The organism is Streptomyces alkaliphilus, from assembly GCF_014141535.1.
In the GTDB taxonomy this organism is placed as follows: Bacteria; Actinomycetota; Actinomycetes; order Streptomycetales; family Streptomycetaceae; genus Streptomyces; species Streptomyces alkaliphilus.
The window spans coordinates 1-21463 of the sequence record NZ_VKHT01000010.1; the positions used below are offsets into that span (position 1 = coordinate 1).

The following is a 21463-nucleotide window of genomic DNA, read 5'->3' on the forward strand; positions in this document are numbered from 1 at the left end:
CGGCCGGCCCCACCCGCCGGTCGTTGCGCTCCGGCCCCCGTCGGCGCCCGGCCGGGTCGACCGATCCCCCGATCACGCCTCTCTGGAGAACCCATGTCGCAGCGTTGCCCCGTCACCCACGTACTCGACACCACGGGTCGGGACCTCCACGCCGAAGCCTCCGTCCTGCGGACCCGCGGTACCGCCGTCCGGGTGGAACTTCCCGGCGGGGTCCTCGCGTGGTCGATCAACGACCACGCCACCGTGCGCAGGATACTGACCGATCCCAGGGTCACCAAGAGCGCCCGCAACCACTGGCCGGACTTCATCGAGGGCCGGATCCGCCCCGACTGGGAGATGATCAGTTGGGTCGCGATGGACAACATGGTCACCGCCTACGGAAAGGACCACATCCGGCTGCGCAGGCTCGTCGGCAAGGCCTTCACCCCGCGGCGCACCGAGGCCGTGCGGCCACTCATCGAGCGACTCACCCACGGACTGCTGGACTCCATGGACGCCACACCGCCGGGAGAGGTGGTGGACCTGCGCGAGCGCTTCGCCTATCCGCTGCCCGCCATGCTCGTGGCCGAGTTGATCGGCATGTCGGAGGAGGCGCGGGTCGCGACGGCCAAGGTGATCGACATGATGGTGGACACCACCGTCACCCCCGAGCAGGCCCGGGCCGTGCTGAGCGACTGGCGCGGCGCCATGGAGCAGTTGGTGGCCGAGAAGCGGGCCGAGCCGGGGGAGGACATCACCAGTGACCTCATCGCCGCCCGGGACGAGGACGGCTCGCGCCTGTCCGAAGCGGAACTGTGCGACACCATCTTCGCGATCCTCGGTGCCGGTTCCGAGACCACCATCAACTTCTTCGACAACGCCATCACCCAGTTGCTGACCCACCCCGACCAGCTCCGGCTCGTGCTCTCCGGGGACGCCTCGTGGGACGACGTCATCGACGAGACGCTCCGCGTGGAGTCGCCGCTCGCCCACCTGCCGCTGCGCTACGCCGTCGAGGACATCGAGCTGGAGGATGTGACGATCCCCCGGGGCGACCCGATCCTCGTCAACTACAGCGCGGTGGGCCGTGACCCGAAACTGCACGGCGAGAATGCCGACGACTTCGACATCACACGCCGGGACAAGGAACACCTGTCCTTCGGCCACGGCCCCCACTACTGCCTCGGCGCGGGGGTCGCCCGCCTGGTGGCGACCGTCGGACTGTCGGCGTTGTTCGAGCGGTTCCCCGACCTCTCCCTCGCGGTCCCGACCGAGGAGCTGGAGCCGCTGCCGACCTTCATCATGAACGGCCATCGCGCGCTGCCGGTGCGGTTGACCGCCGATGTGCCGGCCGGGGTCGGTACCCGCTGATCCGCGTCCCGCCCCTGCGAACCGGTTGTCCCCCGCGACCCCGCGGGGGACAACCGGTTCGGTGGGTCCGGGGCCCGTGCCGTCGCCTCCGAAGGGGCCGGGCCCGGTGGCGGCACGGGCCCGGCGTCGACGCGGTCCCTCCCCGGTCGCCACGCGGAGCACGCGGATACGGAGACACCGCCCCGGTTCCCGGGGCGGTGTCTCCGTATCCGCGTGCTCCGCGTGGCGCGTACCGGCTCCCGCCGGCGCGGGGATCAGACGCTGTCGCGCGGGCTGTTCTGGTAGGCGGCCAGGAACCACTCACGGTCCCGCTTGACGGCCACCCAGGTGGCACGCACGGCCCTCTCGTCGGCGACCGTGGACTCCCCGGGGGCCAGCACCCCGCCCCGGGTGATCACCACGGCGACCTCGGGGCTCAGGAACGTCAACCCCAGGGGCGTACCGGTGACCCGAGTGCCCCGGTAGGGCCCCTGGAACGCGCCGGACATGAAGGTCTCGATCTCCTGCCGGCCGGTGCGGTGGACGCCGGGCAGGATCATGCTGCCCTCCTCCGTGAAGATGCCCGCGAAGGCCTTCGCGTCGTGCTGCGCCCATGCGGCCATGATCCGACCGGGCAACGCGGCGACCGCCGCCTGGTCCTCACCGGGCACATCCGCCCGTGGCGTGACGACGGAGGCCGGGGATGATGTGGTCATGCTGGTCCTTCTTCCTGTCGGTCCGGATCAGACGTAGAGGGTGTTGGGCTCCAGGCCGCACAGGACACGTCCGTACAGCTCGGCGTTGGTGTTCGGATGCATCAGGGCGTGCAGGTTGGCGGCATGGACGTCCCGGGCGATGCGCTGGATCATGACGTCGCTGTAGAGGGAGGAACCGCCGCTGGCCGACGCCAGGAGGTCCACCGCCTCCTTCGCGAGACGGCAGACCGCGCCCATGTCGGCGCGGGCCCGTACCCGCTCCTCGAGCGTCCACCCGCCCGTCCGGGCGCTCTTTCCGTCAACGAGACCGGCCAACCGGTGCGCGTGGAATTCCGCCTGATCGGTCTTCAGGGTGGCGTCGGCCACCTGGAGGTGTGTCAGGGGTGCCTCGGCCTGACTCTCGTAGTTCGTGTAGGTGATCTTCCGGTGAGGCAGCCGCTCCAGAAAGCTCTCGGATGCCGCGCGTGCCATGCCGAGCACCGCCCCCACCGAGGAGGCGGAGGCGACGGGAAGCAGCGGGGAACGGTACATCGCGGCTTCGGCGTTCACCCGCGAGACACCGCCGTTTCCCTGCACGACGGCACCGAGCGGCAGGACACGGTCCTCGGGCACGAAGACGTTCTCGGCGACGGTGCTCACGCTGCCGGTGCCCCGAAGACCCGCGGTGTGCCAGTCGTCCACCATCAGCAGGTCCGTCATCGGGACCAGGGCCATGACCGGCATGGGTTCGCTGTCCGGGGCGACCCGGACGGCGACGACGACCTGCCACTGCGCGTGCAGAGCCCCGCTGATGAAGCCCCACTTGCCGTTGACCACGATCCCGCCCTCGGCGGGCGCCGCCATCGCGCTCGGGCTCAGGGTTCCGCAGACACGGACGTCGGGCGTGGCGAACACCTCCTCCTGGACGTGGTCCGGGAACAGCCCGGCCATCCAGGTCGGTATCCAGTACACGGAGGCGGTCCACCCGACGGAGCCGTCGGCGCGGCCCAGCTCCGCGGCGACGTCCACCAGTGTGCGGGTGTCGCTCTCGTAGCCGCCGAAGCGGGCGGGCACGCGCATGCGGAAGATTCCCGCGTCGGCCAGAGCCCCGATCGAGTCGTCGTGGATACGCCGGTTCTCCTCCGACCAGGCCGCATTCTTCCGCAGTATCGGCACCAGCTCGGACGCTCGACGAACAAGCTGTTCCCGCGTAGGAACATCGGTCGTCGTCAGCACCATATCCTCCAGGGAAATACGTCCTGTCCGCGGAGGCCGGAAATGGCCTTCCGTGTGTATTCACAGACGACCCTGACAGCCCGCCGGGAGACCCGCATCTTCCGTCTTGCGGGATCCGCTCGAAGTGGGCGGAAAACGAGGTGTCAAGCGGTCGACCCCGCATCCTGAGAGAAGCCCCACGGGGGTGGTGGTGCGATCCTGTAGGTCGCTGCAATATTCGTGGAACGCGCCTCGTGGAAGAGGAAATACCCTGATGACCGAGCGCCAGGATGTTCCTGTCGAGCCCGCCGCGAAGCGGCGCAGAACCCGTCCTTTGACGGGTGACGAATACGTGGAGAGTCTGCGGGACGGCCGGGAAATATACCTGTACGGCGAACGGGTCAAGGATGTCACCACCCATCCCGCGTTCCACAATCCCATCCGTATGACGGCGCGGCTCTACGACGCGCTGCACGATCCGGCCCGACGCGGTGTGCTCACCAAGCCGACGGACACGGGCAGCGACGGGTACACGCACAGTTTCTTCACCACACCGCGCAGCGTCGAGGACCTGGTCGCCGACCAACGGGCCATCGAGGCGTGGGCGCGCATGAGCTACGGCTGGATGGGGCGCAGCCCCGACTACAAGGCGTCGTTCCTCGGAACCCTGGGCGCCAACGCCGACTACTACGAGCCCTACGGCGACAATGCCCGTCGTTGGTACCGGGAGTCGCAGGAGAAGGTTCTCTTCTGGAACCACGCCATCGTGCACCCCCCGGTCGACCGGAACCGGGCTCCGGACGAGGTCGAGGACGTCTTCATCCACGTGGAGCGGGAGACCGACGCGGGCCTGGTGGTCAGCGGCGCCAAGGTGGTGGCCACCGGCTCCGTCCTGTCCCACTACAACTTCATCGCCCACTTCGGCCTGCCGATCAAGAAGCGGAAATTCGCCCTGGTCGCCACCGTGCCCATGGACGCTCCGGGGATGAAACTGATCTGCCGCCCCTCCTACACCGCCACGGCGGCCGTCATGGGCAGCCCTTTCGACTACCCGCTCTCCTCCCGCTTGGACGAGAACGACACCGTCCTGGTCCTGGACAAGGTTCTCATTCCCTGGGAGAACGTCTTCGTCTACGGTCACCTGGGCAAGGTGCAGATGTTCCCCGGAAGCTCCGGCTTCGTGGAACGCTTCACCTTCCACGGCTGCACCCGTCTGGCCGTGAAGCTCGAGTTCATCGCCGGACTTCTGATCAAGGCGCTGGAGATCACCGGAACGAAGGATTTCCGGGGGGTCCAGAGCCGCATCGGTGAGGTGCTGGCGTGGCGGAATCTGTTCCGGGGGCTCTCGGACGCGGCCGCGCGAAATCCCGTCCGGTGGAAGAACGGGGCGCTGCTGCCCAACCCCCGGTACGGCATGGCCTACCGGTGGTTCATGCAGATCGGCTATCCCCGGGTCAGGGAGATCGTGCAGCAGGACGTGGCCAGTGGGCTGATCTACGTCAATTCCGGTGCGGAGGACTTCAGGAACCCGGAGGTGCGACCGTACCTGGACAAGTTCCTGCGGGGCTCGGGCGGGACCGAGGCGGTCGATCGCGTGAAGGTCATGAAGCTGCTGTGGGACGCGGTGGGCACCGAGTTCGGCGGGCGGCACGAACTCTACGAGCGCAACTACGCCGGCAACCACGAGAACACCCGGGTGGAGCTGTTCTCCTCCCAGACCATCTCGGGGGAGGTCGACGAGTACAAGGCGTTCGCGGAACAGTGCCTGTCGGAGTACGACCTGGACGGTTGGACGGCCCCCGACCTCTCCTCGTTCGACGAACTGCGTTCCGCCACCCGCCGGTCCCTGCGGGACTGTTGACCGAACGGCGAGAACGGAACACGCCCGCGCCCGCACCCCCCGAAGGGGCGCGGGCGCGGGCGTGTTCTCAGGACCGGGGCAGGGGGGCGTCGGGGTTTCGGAGCAGGGGGCCGAGCACCTCGACGAAGCCGGCCGCGAACTCCCGCATCGTGGACTCGTGGAACAGGTTGGTGTTGTAACCGAGGTGGCCGAGCATCTCGCCGGAGGCCGGGTCGATGTCCAGCTGGAGCATGGCCCCGTCCGGGATGTCCGTGCTCACCGACTGGGACAGCAGGCGCCGGCGGATCTCGGAGATCCTCACATCGCCCGCGTCCTCACCCTCCAGCGCGGGGAACTGGAACACCTGGAACGCCACCACACCGAGGTCGTCCGCCCCGAAGGAGGCCGCGAGCTCCGGTGCCCCGGCAACGACCTGGCCGAAGGGAAGCGGATTGCCGTACGCCTTCAGGCAGGTCGTCCGGGTCCGCCGCACCACCTCGCGGAAGGTGGCCGCCCCGGAGACGTTCGTGCGCAACGGGACGAAGTTGAAGAACGCCCCCACGGTGTTCTGGAATCTGGCGGGTCCCCGGCCCGAGGCCAGCGTCGGTACGACGATGTCGTCCTCCCCGACCAGGCCGTTCAGGAAGACCTTGTACGCGGCGAGCAACACCATGAAAGCCGATCCGCGGGTCTGCCTGGCCATGGCCAGCGCCGCCGAGGTCAGCTCGGCGTCCACCCGGAAGCGGTGCACCGCGGTCGTCTTGGCCACCCCGGCGGACTTCGGATGGTCGGTGGGGACACCGGTGATGCGCGCTCCGGCCAGCTGAAGACGCCAGTAGTCGCGCGCCGCGACCTCGGCCGAGGGAGCGTAGCGCTCCCGTTCCCAGACCGCGAAGTCCCGGAACTGGGTGACCTCGGGCAGCGGGGCGACCTCGTGGCCGCGCCGCTCCGCGTAGCGGACACCGAGGTCCCGGATGATCAGCTGCATGGAGACCTCGTCGGCCGCCGTGTGGTGGACGACGAGCACGAGGACGGCGTCCTCCTCGTCGAACCTGCCGAGCACCGCCCGGATCAGTGGCAGGTCCTCGACGCCGTGGTGCCCGCCCTCGAGTTCGATGAGCAGTTCCTCGGCGCGGCGGGCCCGCACGGCGTGATCCGGCTCGGAGAGGTCCCGGACCTCCAGCCGGACCGGGGAAGCGGGATGGATCTCCTGGCGCTGTTCCCCGGGGGTACGGACGATCGTGGTGCGCAGTGCCTCATGTCGCACCACGATGTCGTCGAGTGCCTCCCGAAGGGCGTCCGTATCGACCTTTCCGGCCAGTCGCCAGCCGCCGACGATGTTGTACAGCGGTCCGAAAGGGCCCTGCTCGTCACCCTGGTCGAACATGCACAGGAATTCTTGGTTGAAGGAGAGCGGAATACTCATGAGGTTGTCCCGGGGAGTCGTGGAGGGCGGGGATCGGACGGCTCAGGCCAGGACGGTGCCGGACTGCTCCGCGGCCTTGAGGAACTCGCCGCGTGAGAGCGCGGCGGCCACCAACTCGATGTCGTCCGCCATGTAGCGGTCACGGTCGAGGACGGGCACCAGGGAACGGACCATGTCGTACGTCGCGCGACCGGCCGGACCGAGCCCGGAGCGGCGACCGGACAGGTCGACGGCCTGGGCGGCGGCGAGGAATTCCACCGCGAGGATGCGGGTGTTGTTCGCCAGCACCCGGCGCGCGTTGCGGGCCGCGATCAGACCCATGCTGACGACGTCCTGGTTGTCGCCGTTGGAGGGGATGCTCTGGGTGCTGGCCGGGCCGATGGTGCGGTTCTCGGCCACCAGGGCGGTGGCGGGGTACTGCGCGCCGGCGAATCCGCTGTTGAGGCCCGGGTCGCCCGCGACGAGGAACTCCGGCAGGCCGTCACTGAGGTGACGGTTGAGCAGGCGGTTGGTGCGGCGCTCGGAGAAGACGCCCAGTTGGGTGAGGGCGAGGACCACGAAGTCCATGGCGAAGGCGATCGGCTGGCCGTGGAAGTTCGCGCCGTGGAACACCTCCTTGCCGTCGAAGAACAGCGGATTGTCGTTGGAGGAGTTCAGCTCGGTCTCGAGCTTGTTCACCGCGTGGTAGAGGGTGTCGCGGACGGCTCCGACGACCTGCGGGATGGCCCGCAGGGTGTACGCCTTCTGCAGGTACACCTCGGTGCGGGTCAGGTCGTCGTCCTCCCGCCGCTGTTCCTCCGCCTGGCGGCGAAGCTCGGAGTGCTCCAGGACCAGGCCGCTGCCGTCCAGGAGAGCCCGCATGTTGGCCGCGCTGTCGATCTGTCCTTGGTGGGGACGGGCGATGTCGTGCCCCTCGGGCTGGAAGGGGCTCGTCGAACCGCGCAGGGCCTCCAGGACCAGTGCGGTGCCGATCTCGGCCTGGCGCACCTGCTCCAGTGCCCGGCCGACGACCAGGGACCCGAGACCGGTCATGGCGGATGTGCCGTTGATCAGCGCGAGGCCCTCCTTGAAACGCAGCTGCAGCGGCTCGATGCCCCGGTCCCGCAGCACCTGGCCGGTGGGGACCCGCTTCCCGTCCCGCAGGACGTACCCCTCGCCGATCAGCGTGCCCGCGATGTGCGAGAGCGGGGCCAGGTCACCGCTGGCGCCGAGCGAACCGATTTCCGGGATGGCCGGGGTGATGCCGAGGTTGAGGTAGAGGGCGAGGCGCTCCAGCAACTCGGGACGGACCGCCGAGTATCCCTTGGAGAGTGCGTTCAGCCGGGCCGCGAGAATGGCGCGCGCCTCGTCACGGGCGAACAGCGGGCCGACCCCGGAACTGTGGCTGCGGACCAGGTTGGTCTGCAGTTCCACCTCCTTGGAGGTGTCGACCAGCATGTAGATCATCTCGCCGTAACCGGTCGTGACCCCGTAGACGGGGGCGCCCTCCCGGACGATCCGCTCGAACTGCTCACGGCTTTTCGCGCTTCTTGCCAGGGCCTGCGGGGAAACGGCGACCGGGGCCAGATCCTCGGCCACCCGGCGTACACCCGGTATGTCCAGGGTTTCCCCGTCGAAGTTGACGGTGGATGCGGCGGAATCGATCAGGAGGTCGGTCTCCACAATGGTCACGACATTCACTCCATCAAGTTTGGGGATGCGTATCGGTAGAAGAGGGGCGTGCGGTGTGGTGTCCGGCGCGGATCGGTGTGAGATCCGCCAGCCCCCGCCGGTCGACCTTTCCGCCGGCGTTTCGGGGCAGGTCCGACAGCATCACGAAGGACACCGGGGGCAGCGCCTTCCCGAACCACCGACGCAGCCCCGCCCGCAGGACGGACGGGGAGGCCGCCGGCTCACCGTCCGGGACGCCGCGTGGCACCACGTACGCCACCAACCGGCCCACCAGCCCGTCCGGGCCGGTGCGTGCGGCCACGGCACACTCGACCACCGACGCGTCGGCGGCCAGGACGGTCTCGACATCGGTGAGTTCCAGACGGCTTCCGAGCAATTTGATCCGGGAATCCTCCCGTCCCTTGAACTCGAGCAACCCGTCCCAACGCCTGCGCCCGAGGTCCCCGCTGCGGTAGCAGGGCCCGGAGGTGATTCCCGGCGTTCCTTCCCCGGCTCCCGTGCCCCCGGCGAGAGGACGGAAGGCGTCCCCGGGGGCTTCCCCGTCGACGTAGCCGGGGGTGACATGCGGGCCGCACACGACGATCCGACCGGTGACGCCGGCCGGGCAGGGCCGGTCGTGCGCGTCGAGCACGAGCACCCGGCGCCCCGGGATGGGTCGGCCGATCGGCACCGTCCCGGGACCCGGGTCCCCCACCTCGTGCCACGTGGCCAGAATCGTCTCCGTGGCCCCGTAGAGGTTGATCAGCCGGGCCCCGGGCAGCGCCTCCCGGAGCTCCCGCGCCAGGTCCCCGGTCAGGGCCTCGCCGGCCAGCAGCAGATGGCCCAACGAGGGGAGCCGGCCACCGGCGCCGTCACCGATCGCGGTGAGCAGCTTCCGGGCGAAGCTGGGAACCGTCTGAAAGTGGGTGATCCGCTCCGTGGCGAGCCACTGCGCCAGTTTCTCGGGATGAGCCCTGATCCTGTCCGGAACCGGGTACAGGGTGGCCCCGGAGCCCAGCGTCGCGAACAGTTCCACCAGGCCGGCGTCGTAACCCGGTGCCGCCCACTGCGCCACCCGCGCCCCCGGTCCGATGCCGAACTCACCGGCGAACCATTCGGTGAACTGGGCGAGAGTCCGGTGGGTCTGCGGAATGCCCTTGGGGCGACCGGTGGAACCAGAGGTGTACGCCACATACGCCCACCGTCCGGCCACCGCCGTGGGGTCCGGGCCGCCCGGCCCGGGGGCGGGGGAGCCCGGGTCGACGGGAACGTCCCCCGGGGATCCCGGGTCCAGGACACGGCCGCCCAACTCCCCGCGATACCAGGCCAGGAGGGGGGCGTCGTCGGGACCCGCGTCCAGCACCAGGCATCGCGGACGCATCCCGGCGAGGAGAGTTCTGCCGCGTTCCCCGGTGTGGCCGGTGCCCAGACAGACCGCGTGGGCGCCGGCGTCGAACACGCCCAACAGGGCCGCGGCCTGGTCGGGACCGTTGGGCAGGCGGATCGCCACCGTGGAGTCCTCACCCGCTCCGAGGCCGTGCAGGGCGCGGGTGATCCGTTCGGCCCGGGCGCGCAATTCGCCGTAGGTCAGGACTCCCGCACCGTCGACCACCGCCGGCGCGTCCGGCGTGGCGTGTGCCATCGCGCGCACGTGGTGGTGCACCGGTTTCCCGCTCCATCCACCGACCCCGGTCAGGTCCGCGTCGCGCACCGCCGCGCGCGTCTGTCCGGGGGTCTCCGGGTCCAGGGTGTCCACCGGGGCATCGGGGTCGGCCAGCGCGGCGCCCAACAGCGTGCGCAGTTGATCCGCCAGGCCCGCGGCGGCACCCGTGTCGAGGGGGGTGGTGCGGTACTCCAGGCGCCCGGTGAGGGAGGACGCGGCGGAACCGCGCACCGTGAGGATGGGATTCGCCTCGGACGGAGCGTCTTCGGAACGGATTCGACGCACCCGGGCGCCGGGCAGTCGCAGCACCGGCTCGGTGGGTTCCTCCACCGTGAACAGCGCCTCCGCGAACGTCCGCCCCCGGTGTTCCCCCTCGCCCGTCGGCCCGGTCGGGCCCGTGCCCGGGCCCGCCTCCGTACGGGTCGACGCCGCGGTGCGACGCACCAGTTCGCGGAAGGAGGGACGCCCCGAGCGGTCGACGCGGACCACCGGACGGGCACCGGCCGGCGCGAGCATCCCGACGAGCGGCCCCTCCCCGCCACCGTGCCGTCCGAGCAGCTCGGCGTACGCGGCGAGAAGCACCTCGTGCGGCGTCACCCCCTCCGCGGAACAGAACCTCTCCAACGGACCGGTGAGCCCCGGGCCCCACGTGAGATCCACGTCGGAGGGATCCCCGCTCCCCCCGCCGGCCACGACGCCGTACGCCGCGCCGAGGTCCTCGATGAGGGTGGCCGGGGAGCACGCGGCCGGGAACGCCCGGTTCACCGCCAGCATCACCAGGTGTCCGCCGCCGGCCGGCCGCGCGAGAACGAGCCGGGCGGCCGGGCCCCCCGTCCCGGGGAAGGACAGGGCCAGGGGGTCGGCCCACAGTCGCTCGGCGGTCTCCCGGGGGCCGGGGTCGGCGACGCCGCCGAGGTCCGTGAACCCGAAGGGGCCCCCGTCCCGCCCGATCGGGAGACCGGTGCGGCTCCGGAGTCCGTCGGTGGTCTCCCCCCAGGCGGCACGCAACGCCCGGGTGTCCAGACCGCCGGTCACGGCGTACGCCCGGCACACATGGGCCGTCTCGGTCATCTCCGTCCCCCTTCGTCTGTTCTCCGGCGACCGTTCGGATCAGTTCGTCGACACCAGGTCGTTCGCCCGGGGCTTCGGGGGCGCGTCGACCGTGGGGGCCGCTCCTGCCTTCGCGGAGACGCCGCCGGGTTTCCGGTCGACCGTCGCGCGGGCCGCGTTCCACAGCACGCGTGCGATGAACGCGGGCCGCATCATGGCGTCGGGCTTGTCGACCAGACCGGCGCCGCGCATGTAGACGGCGGTGACCCTGCCGTCTCGGGTCGCGGCCTTCTGCACCAGCCTCAGGAAGGTCTGGGCCGCCTTCACCCCGGCGGTGCGCTTCCCCTGCACGCCGGAGAAGGTCAGGTCGACGGTGTTGGTCATCTCCCACGGGGGGTCGATGACATCGCGGGCCAGGTCACGGAAGTAGTCCGCCGGGATCGGGTCGGCGCCGGTGTGCAGGTGGTCCCTGATGGTCAGGGCACCGAGCGCGGCGACGGTCATCCCCTGGGCGTAGACCGGGTTGAAGGTGGTGACGGCGTCGCCGGTGACCAGCAGCCCCATGGGGAAGCGCGTCATGTCCTCGTAGTGGCGCCGCAGCGTGGTCGGGAAGCGGAAGGCGACCGGTTCGTCCAACGGCACGGCGTTCTGCAACGCGTGGTGGATGTCCGGCACGGCCAGCGACTTCACCCAGGCGTACAGGCCCTCCTGGTCGGTCGGCGGGTGGTCGCCGAGCAGCCCGTACGTGGTCAGTTCCACGCGGTCGCCGTCGGTCTTGGTGAAGATGGCCCCGCGCGGGAGTTCGGGAGAGGCCACGGGGTTGATGGACAGGTCGCCGTCGTACGGATCCGCCAGCAGCTTGTAGTGCTGGGTGACGTAGCCGAGTCCTATCTTCTTGCGCTCCTCCACCACGCGCGGGTAGCCGAGCTCCTCCAGCCAGACCGGGGTGCGCGAACCGCGGCCCGTCGCATCGACCACGAGGTCGGCCCCGAGGGTCTCCTCGACTCCGCCGGCGGCCGCGGACTGGACGCGCACGCCCGTGACCCGGCCGCGGTCCGCTGTGGTGACCAGACCGAGGATGTCGTGCTGTTCGAGGAAGGAGACGTTCGACAGGGCGGCGGTGCGCCGGCGGATGTGCTTTTCCAGCATCGGGCGGCTGGCGGCCACGCAGGTCAGTCCCGCGACCTGCTGCTTGAGCTGCCTGCCGTTGAAATACCAGCGCACGTGCCCGGCCAGGTCGCCGGTCGGGACGCCGTCGGCGAAGATCTCCTCCGTGATGCCCGGGAACATCTCCTCCATGGCCTGCTGTCCCCGGGCCAGCAGGCCGTTGATGTGCCGGCTCTGGGGACAGTGCTTGCGCGGTCCCTCCGCCCCGGTCAGTACGTCGCGGTCCACGATGAGCACTTCGTCGTAGGCATCGGCAAGCACTCTGGCCGCGAACAGGCCGGCGATGCTTCCGCCGAGTACCACCGCGCGAGTACCGGTCTTGTCGCCCGACACGGGTACCTCCTTGAATCTCCCGGCGTGGGAGGGGGATCGGGGTCTGGGACGGGTGAAGGTGATCGGTGCGACGCACCGTTCGTCCAGGTGCGCCGATCGTCGCGCCCGGTCCCGCCGCGGCGCATCTCCTGATGTGCTGCCCGGCGGCCCGCGCCGGCTCCGGCACCGACCGAAAACCCTCAGGGGGTGGATTCGCCGCCGAAACGGGCGCGGGCGAATTCACGGTTCGCCGCGGTGTACAGGAAGACGGAGATACCGGCGTGGCTCTGCTGCATCGACATGTCGCGCCACACCCGTTCCATGCGCTCTCCCTGCCGCACCGCGCTGGACCCGGCGGTCGGGAAGAGATACCGCTCCACGGCACGCCAGCTCATCCGCACCGTCTCCCGGCAGATCGTGGCGATGCGGAGCTCCTGTTCGGGCGTGACGTCTCCCGGCTTCCCGGCGGACAGCTCGTCCCACTGTCGAATCGCCCCCCACAGGCCGGCCTCCGCGGAGTGGATCAGTCCCGCGGCCTCGCCGTACCAGTACCGGAAATCGGGATCCTCGGTGCGCGGGACGACGGGCGGGAACAGCGTCCGACGGGACCTCATCAGCTCCTCGTAGGCGTCGAGGGCCCCCTTGGCCATGCCGACGGCGAGCGCCGCGTCCTCGATGATCATGAAGCTCAGGGGGCCGCCCCCGTACATCGGGTTGCCGTGCAGGGCCCGCCCCGGTGTGCCGGCGGTGACGTCCACCCGGCTCAGGTGCGTGTCCAGGGTGAGGTGGGCGGGGATCCGACCCTCCTCGATCCGGATGCCGTGGGAACCGCTGCCCCGCAGGCCCAGCTGCCCGCCCCAGTCGTCGAGCCGGACGAATTCGCTGCGCGGAGCGACGAACAGCAGGGGCCGGGGCTCCCCGCCGGCCTCCTCGACCAGGGTGTGGCCCATGAAGTGGGTGGCGTACGGCGAACCGGAGCAGTACCGCCAGGTTCCGCTGATGGTCCATCCCCCGTCGGGCGCGCGCTCCCCGGTACCGCCGGGCATGACCGTGGCCGGACACACGAAGTCGCCGTCGGCGAAGATCTCCGCCTGGGCCCGCTCGTCGAACAGCGTGGCCACGGCGTGTGCGTGGGCCGCGCCCAGGCAGTACATCCATCCGGTCGAGGGACAGCCCCGGGTGAGTGCTACCACCACCCGCATGAACGTCTCGACGCCGAACTCGTGGCCTCCGTAGCGGCGGGGCACCAGAAGCCGGTAGAAGCCCGCGTCGCGGAACTCCTCGTGGGTGTCCTCGGCGTAGAAGCCGCGCTGCTCCGTCTCGGCCTGGCGACCGACCAGATCCCGGGCGAGGGCCTCGGCCCGGGCCACGACCCCGTCCGGTGTCGGAGCGGGCTGGGGCACCGGGAGGTCGGTCGTCCCGGGAGCACTCGAGGTGACTGTCATCGCTGCGCGGGTTCCTTTGCCTCGGATGAAGCCGCACGCGGGGGACACCGCCCGTGCCGCCGAACCGCCACGACTCTGGCCCACGGCCATGCAACGCAGCGTCGCACCCCCCGCTTCGCGGCACATCTCCTCGATTGCGCAGGGTGCGCGCCGATGCCACGCAAGGCACCGCACACGGGAAGATGCGGGCCGCCGCCGGGCCGTGCGACGGTCGGACGACCCGGTCCGCCGGCCTGACGCCTCCTGTCACCGAAGATCCTGGAGTCCCGTTGAGAACCGCGCACCGTACCTGCCCCATCTGTGACGCCGTCTGTGGCCTTCGGATCGAACTCGATGCCGGGGAGCGGGTCATCGGCGTCCGGGGGGACACCGAGGACCCGTTCTCACGGGGTTACGTCTGTCCCAAGGGCGCGAGCCTCGGTCGGATCGACGAGGATCCCGACCGGCTGCGCGTGCCGATGATCCGCACCGGCGACCGGTGGCACGAGGCCACGTGGGACGAGGCGTTCGATGCCGTGGAGAAAGGGCTGACCGGTGTCATCGAGGAACACGGGCGGCAGGCCGTCGCCGCGTACTTCGGCAATCCCACCTTCCACACCATGGGCGGCATCTTCTACCGCGGTCCGCTCTCCCAGTCCCTGGGCACGACCAATCTCTACAGCGCGGGCACCATCGACCAGATGCCCAAGCACGTGGCCTGCGGGCTCATGTTCGGCAACGCCATGGCGATCCCCGTGCCGGACCTGGACCGCACCGACTTCCTGCTGGTCATCGGCGCCAACCCCGCCGAGTCGCACGGCTCGCTGTGCGCCGCTCCCGACTTCCCCGGCCGTCTGAAGGCGCTGCGTGCGCGCGGTGGCAGGCTCGTGGTCCTCGACCCGCGCCGCACCCGCACCGCCGATCTCGCGGACGAGCACCTTTTCGTGCGACCCGGCACCGACGCCCTGCTGCTGTTCGCGCTCGTCCACACCCTGCTCGCCGAGGATCTCGTCACGCTGCGCGTGGACACCGAGGGCCTCGATCGGCTCGCGGCGCACGCCGCCCCCTTCTCCCCCGCGGCCGTCTCGAAGATGTGCGGAGTGCCCGCCGCGACCATCGTCCGGCTGGCACGCGAACTGGCCTCAGCCCCCACCGCGGCCGTCTACACCCGGGTGGGCACCAGCACCGCCGAATTCGGCACCCTCACCCAGTACCTGGTGGATGTCCTCAACGTTCTGACCGGCAACCTCGATCGCCCCGGCGGTGTCATGTTCACCCGCCCGGCCACCCTCGAGGTGCCCTGGGGTCCGCGTCCCTTCGTCTCGGGCCGCTGGCACAGCCGGGTCCGCGGGCTGCCGGAAGCTCTCGGGGAACTCCCGGTGGCCACCCTCGCCGACGAAATCGAGACCCCCGGGGAGGGACGGGTCAGGGCGCTGATCTCGGTGGCCGGCAATCTGGTCCTGTCGGCTCCCAACGGCCCCCGGTTGGGCCGCGCCCTGCCCGATCTGGACTTCATGGTCTGCGTCGACCCCTATCTCAACGAGACCACCCGGTACGCCGACGTCATCCTGCCACCGCCGCGCATGATGCAGATGCCCCACTACGACCTGCTCCTGCTCACGGTCACCGTGCGCAACTACACCCGGTTCTCCCCGCCCGTGCTGCCGCTGGAGCCCGGCCAGCTCTCCGAAGCGGAGATCATGGCACGCCTGTGCCTGATCGCCACCGGCCGGGGCGCCGCCGCCGACCCCGCCCTGGTGGACGAGGCGGTCCTGGGGGAACTGCTCGGAGCCGGGGTGCAGATCCCGGGTTCGCCCTTCGAGGGCATGACGGTCCCCGGGGCCCGCTCCCTGCTCGAGGGTGACAGCGGCCCCGAGTTGATGCTCGACGCGATGCTGCGGTTGGGGCCGTACGGATTGTCGCTGGCCGAACTCCGCAAACACCCCCACGGCATCGACCTGGGCCCCCTGGAGCCGCGCCTGGCGGAGGTGCTCGGCACCGAGTCGGGCCTGGTGCACCTCGCCCCGGCCGAACTGGGTGAGGAGATCGATCGCCTGCGCGGGAGGCTGGAGGCACCCGTGCCGCGGATGCTGCTGATCGGGCGGCGCCAATTGCGATCCAACAACAGCTGGCTGCACAACGTCCCCACGCTTGTCGGCGGCAGCAACCGGTGCACCCTGCACGTCCACCCCGACGACGTGGATCGGCTGGGACTCGACGGTCACGCCCGCGTCACCTCGGCCACCGGCGATCTCGTCGTTCCCGTCGAGCCGAACGACCGCATCATGCCGGGTGTCGTCAGCCTGCCCCACGGCTGGGGGCACGCCGGTTCGTCCCAACGAACCGCCGCGCGGCAGCCCGGCGTGAACGCCAACGCCCTCACCGACGACTCCGTCGTCGACCCGCTCTCCGGGAACGCCGTCTTCAACGGCACGCCGGTCTCTCTCGCCCCCGCCCCGGCACCGATCGACGACCCGGCCGCGGACCCCGCCCTCCCACCGCTCCCCCGACGGTGATCGGGGCTTGCGCCCCTCGCACCGTTCCATCCCGTCCGACTGGAGGACCCATGCGCCGCGGCGCCGCGGACGACGACGTCGTCATCGAGGTTTGGCTCTCCGAGTTCCCGTTTCCCGGGTTCCTGGACCCGATACGGGAACGTGCCCGGGAGTTCGAGAGGGCCCATCCCGGGTACCGGATCGACATCCGCGGGTTCTCCTACGAGAAGCTCCCCCTGGAGGTCGCCCGGGCCGCCGCGGAGGGCACCCCTCCAGCGATCGCCACCTACTACGCCGGGGCGTCCCAGCTGGCCCGTGACGCGCGTGCCCGGGACGGCGGCCCTCTCTTCGTCTCCGTCGAGAAGGCGGTCGCCGGCCGTACGGAGATACTCGGTGAGCCGGTCGTTCTCGATGACGTCCTGCCGGGGGTACGCGAGTACTACACCGTCGACGGTGACTTCGCGACGATGCCGCTGACCCTGTCGACGATGCTGCTGTACTCCAACTCCACGGCCCTGCGCGCGGCGGGGGTCGGGGAGATCCCGCGCACCTGGGAGGAGGTCACCGCGGCGTGCCGGGCCCTGGCCGATCACGCGGAGGGCCCCCGGTACGGCATCGCCTGGCCGATCGACGGAAAGTTCATGCAGCACGCCCTGGCCCAGCAGGGCGCGCTGCTCACGGATGCCGGCAACGGTCGGCACGGCCGGGCGACCACGATCGATCTGACCTCCGCCGCGCTCGGCGGGTACGTCGACTGGTGGCGGAGTCTGCACCGGGAGGGCCACTACCTCCACACGGGGGTCCCGGAGGACTGGGCGGGCACCTTCGGTGCCTTCGTCGACCGGACGGTGGCCCTGCGGATGAGCTCCTCCTTCGACGCCAACTACATGGTGCGGGCGGCCGGGGAGGCCGGCTTCGACATCGAGGTGGGGGTCCTGCCCCGCAACGGCGCGATGCCCTGTGCCGGCAACTGGATCGGGGGGGACTCGCTGTGGCTGGTGAACGGCCTCGATGAGGCCGTCCGCGACGGTGCGCTGGCCTTCATGCAGTACCTCAACAGCCCCCGGGCGGCGGCCGAGTGGCACAAGGCCAGCGGGTCCGCCCCCGCGACGTACGGGGCGATCGCCGCGCTGGAGGAGGAGGGCTGGTTCGATCGGCACCCGCACCACCGGGTCACGACCGAACAGCTCGAACTGCGCACCGGCCCACCCGAGGTCCACGGAGCCGTGCTCGGTGCCTTTCACGCGATCCAGATCGTGATGATGGAGGCCATGGAGGACGTCCTCACGAACGACGCCCCTCCGCGGGCACGCTTCGCGAGAGCCGAGGCCGCCGCCCGGGAACTCCTGGACTCCTACAACGCCTACGCCCTGGGCACCGGGCCCGAAACCCCCGATTGCCTGGCCGTACGCATCTGACGCCACGGTCCCGCCGTACGGCGGGACCGCCGCCGGGAGCCCGGCGGGAGAAGACATCCGCGCGCGGGCTCCCACGGCCCGGGGCGGTTCGGTACCGACCAGGGCGTGGCCCGGCCCCCGGGTCCCGCCCCTCGATGGAGGAATGACGTGACCGAGACGGACATCCGGGGCAGCGGAGCTGCCACGATCACCGCCGATGATCCGCGGTATCCCAGTATGGTCCTCGGCACCAACCACCGTTTCCCCGGCCGACCCGACCGCATCCGCGTCGTGACCACGACCGAGCAGGTGGTGGACGCCGTGGCCGAGGCGGTGGCGGAGGGCAGGCGGATATCGGTGCGCAGCGGTGGTCACGGCTTCGAGAACCTCACCACCGACGGCGTCGAAGTCCTCCTCGACATGTCCGAGATGACCGGGGTCCGCTACGACGGCGACCGGCACGCCTTCGAGATCGAGGGGGGCGCGACCCTGGGCCATGTGTACCGCGTGCTCTTCAAGCAGTGGGGGGTGACCATCCCCGCCGGCGAGTGTCCCGAGGTGGGTGTCGGCGGTCATATCGTCGGCGGTGGTTACGGGCCGCTCTCCCGCGCCCTCGGCGCGGTCGTGGACTATCTCCACGCGGTGGAGGTCGTGGTCGTGGACGCGGACGGCACCGCGCGGGCGGTGGTGGCCACCCGGGAGCCCGACGACCCGCATCACGATCTGTGGTGGGCGCACACCGGGGGCGGTGGCGGCACCTTCGGCGTGGTGACCCGCTACTGGATGCGGTCCCCGGACGTCGATTCGGAGGACCCGGCGGAACTCCTGCCCCGGGCACCCGGCCGGTGGCGCAGCGGCATGGTCGTCTGGTCGTGGGAGACCATGACCGAGGAGTCCTTCATCACCCTTCAGCGCAACTTCGGCTCGTGGTTCGAACGCAACAGCGACGCGGACTCGCCGTACGCGTCGCTCGCGGGCTTCTTCCACGGTACCCACCGCTCCGGCTTCGGTCTTTCGGTCGGCGCGCACATCGACGACGACGTACCGGATGCCGAGAAGCTGATGGACGCGTTCTTCGACGCGGTGACGGCGGGTGTGGCGGCCGCCCCCCTGTCCCGCGGCCAACAGGTCAGGCCCTGGTTGTACCTCTCCTCGTACCCGGGCTGGGGCGACCCGGGCGACCCGTTCACCCGCCGGATCAAGATCAAGGCGGCGTATCTGCGCAAGGGGTACTCGCAGGAGCAGATCGCCACCATCCACCGTCATCTGACCGGTGGCCGGGAGAATCCGGCGCAACTGATCCTCATCGGCTACGGGGGCCGGGTGAACACGGTGGATCCGCACGCCACGGCGGTCGCCCAGCGCGACTCGGTGATGAAGGCGGCGTTCATGTCGGTGTGGTCCGGCGAGGATGCGGATGACACCAACATCGGGCTGCTTCGGGAGATGTACCGCGACGTCTATGCCGAAACCGGTGGGGTGCCGGTGCCGAACGAGACGAATGACGGTTCCTACGTGAACTACGCGGACCGGGATCTGGCCGACTCCCGGTGGAACACCTCGGGCGTCCCGTGGCAGACGCTGTACTACAAGGACAACTATCCGCGACTGCAGCGGATCAAGGCACGCTACGACCCCGGGGACGTGTTCCGCCACGCCCTGTCCGTCCGGCTGCCGGACTGATCGACCGCGCCGGGACACGACGGTGCCCGACCCGCACGAGGCGGGTCGGGCACCGTCGTTCCGGGTCGGGTCGGGTCAGGCGTCGGCCACGGCCGCCAGGACCCGTTCGCCGATCAGATCGACCTGACGCAACCGGTCCGCGCCCACCGGGATGCCGATGACCCGCTGGACACCGAGTCCGCCCAGTTCGCGCAGGGTCCCGACCAGCTCGTCCGCCGACGCCCCGTCCGACACCGCGAACGGCATGATGCAGGTCTTCTCGATGGCGTCGTAATCCCGGCCCTCGGTCTCGCAGTGCCCGCGCAGCACCTCGAGCTTGCCGGGGAGTTCGGGTCCCGGGTACAGGTTGCAGGCGTCCGCGTACCGGGCGACCAGGCGCAGGGTCTTCTTCTCGCCCCCGCCGCCGATCATGATCTTCGGGCGGCCCGGGTTCTGCGGTACGTTCAGCGGCCGTTCGAGACGGTAGTGCTCGCCCTCGAAGGGTTTCTCGTCGCCGCGCTCGCCCTCCCACATGCTCAGACAGATCCGCACCGTCTCCTCCAACCGCTCGAAGCGCTCGGTCAGGGAGGGGAAGTCGATGCCGAGGCCGCGCGCCTCCTCCTCGTACCAACCCGCTCCGATTCCGAGGTCGGCACGGCCGCCGGAGAGGACGTCGAGGGTGGTCAGGGTCTTGGCCAGCAGGCCGGGTGGGCGGAAGTGGACGCCGGCGACCAACGGCATCACACGGATGGAGCGGGTGTGCGCGGCCACGGTCGCGAGCGTGGTGAAGCATTCCAGCATGGGCTCCTCGGGGCCGCCCATGTGGGGCCCCTGCCACACGTGGTCGGCGACCCCGATGACGTCGAAACCGGCGTCGTCGGCGGAACGGGACAGCGCCGCCAGCGTTTCCGCCATGCGCGGCGCACCGCCTTCCCAGGCGAAATCCGCGACGGCCAGGCCGATCTTCATGACAAGTCTCCCCACACGTGTTCGATGGCGGTTCCCCGGCGCGCACCGGTGGTGCGGGCCCGGGGGAAGGCGGGCGATCGCCCCCTTCCCGGCCCCGAACGTGTGCGACTGCGCCGGGGCAACGGGGCGGGCGAACGGACGGGGCGGTCCCGTCCGTTCGCCACCGACCGGCTCAGGCCGGTACGGAGCCGACCAGACCACCGTCGACGACGAACTCCTGACCGGTGATGTACGCGGCGCGCGGGGACAACAGGAACAGCACCGTCTCGGCGATGTCCCGGGGGGTGCCGAGGGACCCCAGGGCCACCTGGCCGCGGAAGAACTCGCGGGCCTCCTCGACCGGGGCGACGGCGTCGAACATCTCGGTGCGGATGTGCCCCGGGGTAACCGCGTTGACGCGGATGCCCCGGTCCGCCAGGTCCGGGGCGAGGGTCCGGGGGAGATTGAGGACGGCGGCCTTGCTGGCGGCGTAGACCGAGCCCGGGCCCATCCCGCGGTGCACGAGCCAGGAGGCGTTCAGGACCACCGACGATCCCTCCGCCAGGAGCGGCAGCGCCTTCTGGACCGTGAAGAAGGCGCCCTTGAAGTTGGTGCCGACGACCCGGTCGAAGTCCTCCTCGGTCACGTCCGCGGTACGGGCGTTGAGGCCTATGCCGGCGTTGGCGAAGACCCCGTGCAGCTCCCCGAACCGCTCCCGCACCCGTTCGACGACCCCGTCGAGATCGGTGGGACGCGCCACGTCGGCGGTGACCGCGAGTACCCGGTCGCCGCCGTCCAACTCCTTGACCGCAGCGTCGAGGCGGTCGGCACCGCGGCCGACGATCACCACGTTCGCGCCCTCGTCGAGCAGGCGTCGGGCGGTGGCCAACCCGATCCCGCTGCCGCCACCGGTGATGAGATAGGTCTTGCTCGAGAAGTCAGTCATGCGGTCAGCGTCGGGGCCGCCCGGCTTCCCCCGCATCTTCCGGATTGCGTTGTGTCGGCTCCGGGCGGGTGAACGGGAACGGTGCGGCCCGTCTCCGATCAAGACGGCAATCTCGAAGATGAACGGGTGGGGTTCGGCGGCAGCGCCTTCTGGACCGTGAAGAAGGCGCCCTTGAAGTTGGTGCCGACGACCCGGTCGAAGTCCTCCTCGGTCACGTCCGCGGTACGGGCGTTGAGGCCTATGC

Annotated in this window: 14 protein-coding genes; 5 read left to right on the plus strand and 9 right to left on the minus strand. The window is 70.5% G+C overall.

Annotated features, from left to right (window positions below; all coding sequences use genetic code 11):
- The first annotated feature begins 93 nt into the window (after window positions 1-93).
- Window positions 94-1350 (plus strand): cytochrome P450 family protein, encoded by a 1257-nt coding sequence (locus tag FNQ90_RS00730; protein ID WP_182604463.1) that lies wholly within the window; start codon window positions 94-96, stop codon window positions 1348-1350.
- 254 nt (window positions 1351-1604) lie between these two features.
- Here FNQ90_RS00730 and FNQ90_RS00735 read toward each other — a convergent pair whose 3' ends face one another.
- A complete protein-coding gene (locus FNQ90_RS00735; RefSeq protein WP_182604464.1) occupies window positions 1605-2045 on the minus strand; it encodes an SgcJ/EcaC family oxidoreductase in 441 nt (146 codons plus the stop codon).
- A gap of 27 nt (window positions 2046-2072) precedes the next feature.
- The gene (locus FNQ90_RS00740; RefSeq protein WP_228470763.1) at window positions 2073-3257 is read right to left on the minus strand and encodes an acyl-CoA dehydrogenase family protein; all 1185 of its coding nucleotides are present in this window, start codon (window positions 3255-3257) and stop codon (window positions 2073-2075) included.
- A 256-nt stretch (window positions 3258-3513) separates the two neighbouring features.
- On the opposite strand from FNQ90_RS00740, the gene FNQ90_RS00745 reads away from it, so the two are divergent.
- Window positions 3514-5100 (plus strand): 4-hydroxyphenylacetate 3-hydroxylase family protein, encoded by a 1587-nt coding sequence (locus FNQ90_RS00745; RefSeq protein WP_182604466.1) that lies wholly within the window; start codon window positions 3514-3516, stop codon window positions 5098-5100.
- 67 nt (window positions 5101-5167) lie between these two features.
- Here FNQ90_RS00745 and FNQ90_RS00750 read toward each other — a convergent pair whose 3' ends face one another.
- The 5 genes from FNQ90_RS00750 to FNQ90_RS00770 all read right to left on the minus strand — a co-directional run bounded on the left by FNQ90_RS00750 (window position 5168) and on the right by FNQ90_RS00770 (window position 13792).
- Window positions 5168-6505 carry a condensation domain-containing protein gene (locus FNQ90_RS00750; RefSeq protein ID WP_182604467.1) on the minus strand — a complete coding sequence of 446 codons (1338 nt, stop codon included), beginning with the start codon at window positions 6503-6505 and terminating at the stop codon, window positions 5168-5170.
- A 42-nt stretch (window positions 6506-6547) separates the two neighbouring features.
- Complete coding sequence (gene cmdF / locus FNQ90_RS00755; RefSeq protein WP_182604468.1) at window positions 6548-8176, minus strand: tyrosine 2,3-aminomutase; 1629 nt, start codon at window positions 8174-8176, stop codon at window positions 6548-6550.
- A gap of 13 nt (window positions 8177-8189) precedes the next feature.
- Entirely contained in the window at window positions 8190-10889 is a 2700-nt protein-coding gene (locus FNQ90_RS00760; RefSeq protein ID WP_182604469.1) for an AMP-binding protein, read from the minus strand.
- Between the two features lie 39 nt (window positions 10890-10928).
- The gene (locus FNQ90_RS00765; RefSeq protein ID WP_323379711.1) at window positions 10929-12368 is read right to left on the minus strand and encodes an FAD-dependent oxidoreductase; all 1440 of its coding nucleotides are present in this window, start codon (window positions 12366-12368) and stop codon (window positions 10929-10931) included.
- Between the two features lie 179 nt (window positions 12369-12547).
- Window positions 12548-13792, minus strand: coding sequence for an acyl-CoA dehydrogenase family protein (locus FNQ90_RS00770; protein ID WP_182604470.1), 1245 nt, complete (start codon window positions 13790-13792; stop codon window positions 12548-12550).
- A gap of 269 nt (window positions 13793-14061) precedes the next feature.
- On the opposite strand from FNQ90_RS00770, the gene FNQ90_RS00775 reads away from it, so the two are divergent.
- The 3 genes from FNQ90_RS00775 to FNQ90_RS00785 all read left to right on the plus strand — a co-directional run bounded on the left by FNQ90_RS00775 (window position 14062) and on the right by FNQ90_RS00785 (window position 19346).
- Entirely contained in the window at window positions 14062-16287 is a 2226-nt protein-coding gene (locus tag FNQ90_RS00775) for a molybdopterin-dependent oxidoreductase (protein ID WP_182604471.1), read from the plus strand.
- A 50-nt stretch (window positions 16288-16337) separates the two neighbouring features.
- On the plus strand, window positions 16338-17684 hold the full coding sequence (locus FNQ90_RS00780) for an extracellular solute-binding protein (RefSeq protein ID WP_182604472.1): 1347 nt from the start codon (window positions 16338-16340) through the stop codon (window positions 17682-17684).
- A gap of 147 nt (window positions 17685-17831) precedes the next feature.
- Entirely contained in the window at window positions 17832-19346 is a 1515-nt protein-coding gene (locus tag FNQ90_RS00785) for an FAD-binding protein (RefSeq protein WP_323379712.1), read from the plus strand.
- A 75-nt stretch (window positions 19347-19421) separates the two neighbouring features.
- Here FNQ90_RS00785 and FNQ90_RS00790 read toward each other — a convergent pair whose 3' ends face one another.
- Both FNQ90_RS00790 and FNQ90_RS00795 read right to left on the minus strand, forming a co-directional pair.
- Window positions 19422-20294 carry an LLM class F420-dependent oxidoreductase gene (locus tag FNQ90_RS00790; protein WP_143618211.1) on the minus strand — a complete coding sequence of 291 codons (873 nt, stop codon included), beginning with the start codon at window positions 20292-20294 and terminating at the stop codon, window positions 19422-19424.
- Window positions 20295-20466: 172 nt separating this feature from the next.
- Window positions 20467-21219, minus strand: a complete 753-nt coding sequence (locus tag FNQ90_RS00795) for an SDR family NAD(P)-dependent oxidoreductase (RefSeq protein ID WP_182604473.1) — start codon at window positions 21217-21219, stop codon at window positions 20467-20469.
- Window positions 21220-21463 lie beyond the last annotated feature (244 nt).

What these genes read in the sequence shown, in the direction of transcription:
- FNQ90_RS00730 (WP_182604463.1), top strand. Translation starts at nt 94, where the DNA reads ATGTCGCAGCGTTGCCCCGTCACCCACGTACTCGACACCACGGGTCGG.
- FNQ90_RS00735 (WP_182604464.1), bottom strand. Translation starts at nt 2,045, where the DNA reads ATGACCACATCATCCCCGGCCTCCGTCGTCACGCCACGGGCGGATGTG.
- FNQ90_RS00745 (WP_182604466.1), top strand. Translation starts at nt 3,514, where the DNA reads ATGACCGAGCGCCAGGATGTTCCTGTCGAGCCCGCCGCGAAGCGGCGC.
- FNQ90_RS00750 (WP_182604467.1), bottom strand. Translation starts at nt 6,505, where the DNA reads ATGAGTATTCCGCTCTCCTTCAACCAAGAATTCCTGTGCATGTTCGAC.
- FNQ90_RS00760 (WP_182604469.1), bottom strand. Translation starts at nt 10,889, where the DNA reads ATGACCGAGACGGCCCATGTGTGCCGGGCGTACGCCGTGACCGGCGGT.
- FNQ90_RS00770 (WP_182604470.1), bottom strand. Translation starts at nt 13,792, where the DNA reads ATGACAGTCACCTCGAGTGCTCCCGGGACGACCGACCTCCCGGTGCCC.
- FNQ90_RS00780 (WP_182604472.1), top strand. Translation starts at nt 16,338, where the DNA reads ATGCGCCGCGGCGCCGCGGACGACGACGTCGTCATCGAGGTTTGGCTC.
- FNQ90_RS00790 (WP_143618211.1), bottom strand. Translation starts at nt 20,294, where the DNA reads ATGAAGATCGGCCTGGCCGTCGCGGATTTCGCCTGGGAAGGCGGTGCG.
- FNQ90_RS00795 (WP_182604473.1), bottom strand. Translation starts at nt 21,219, where the DNA reads ATGACTGACTTCTCGAGCAAGACCTATCTCATCACCGGTGGCGGCAGC.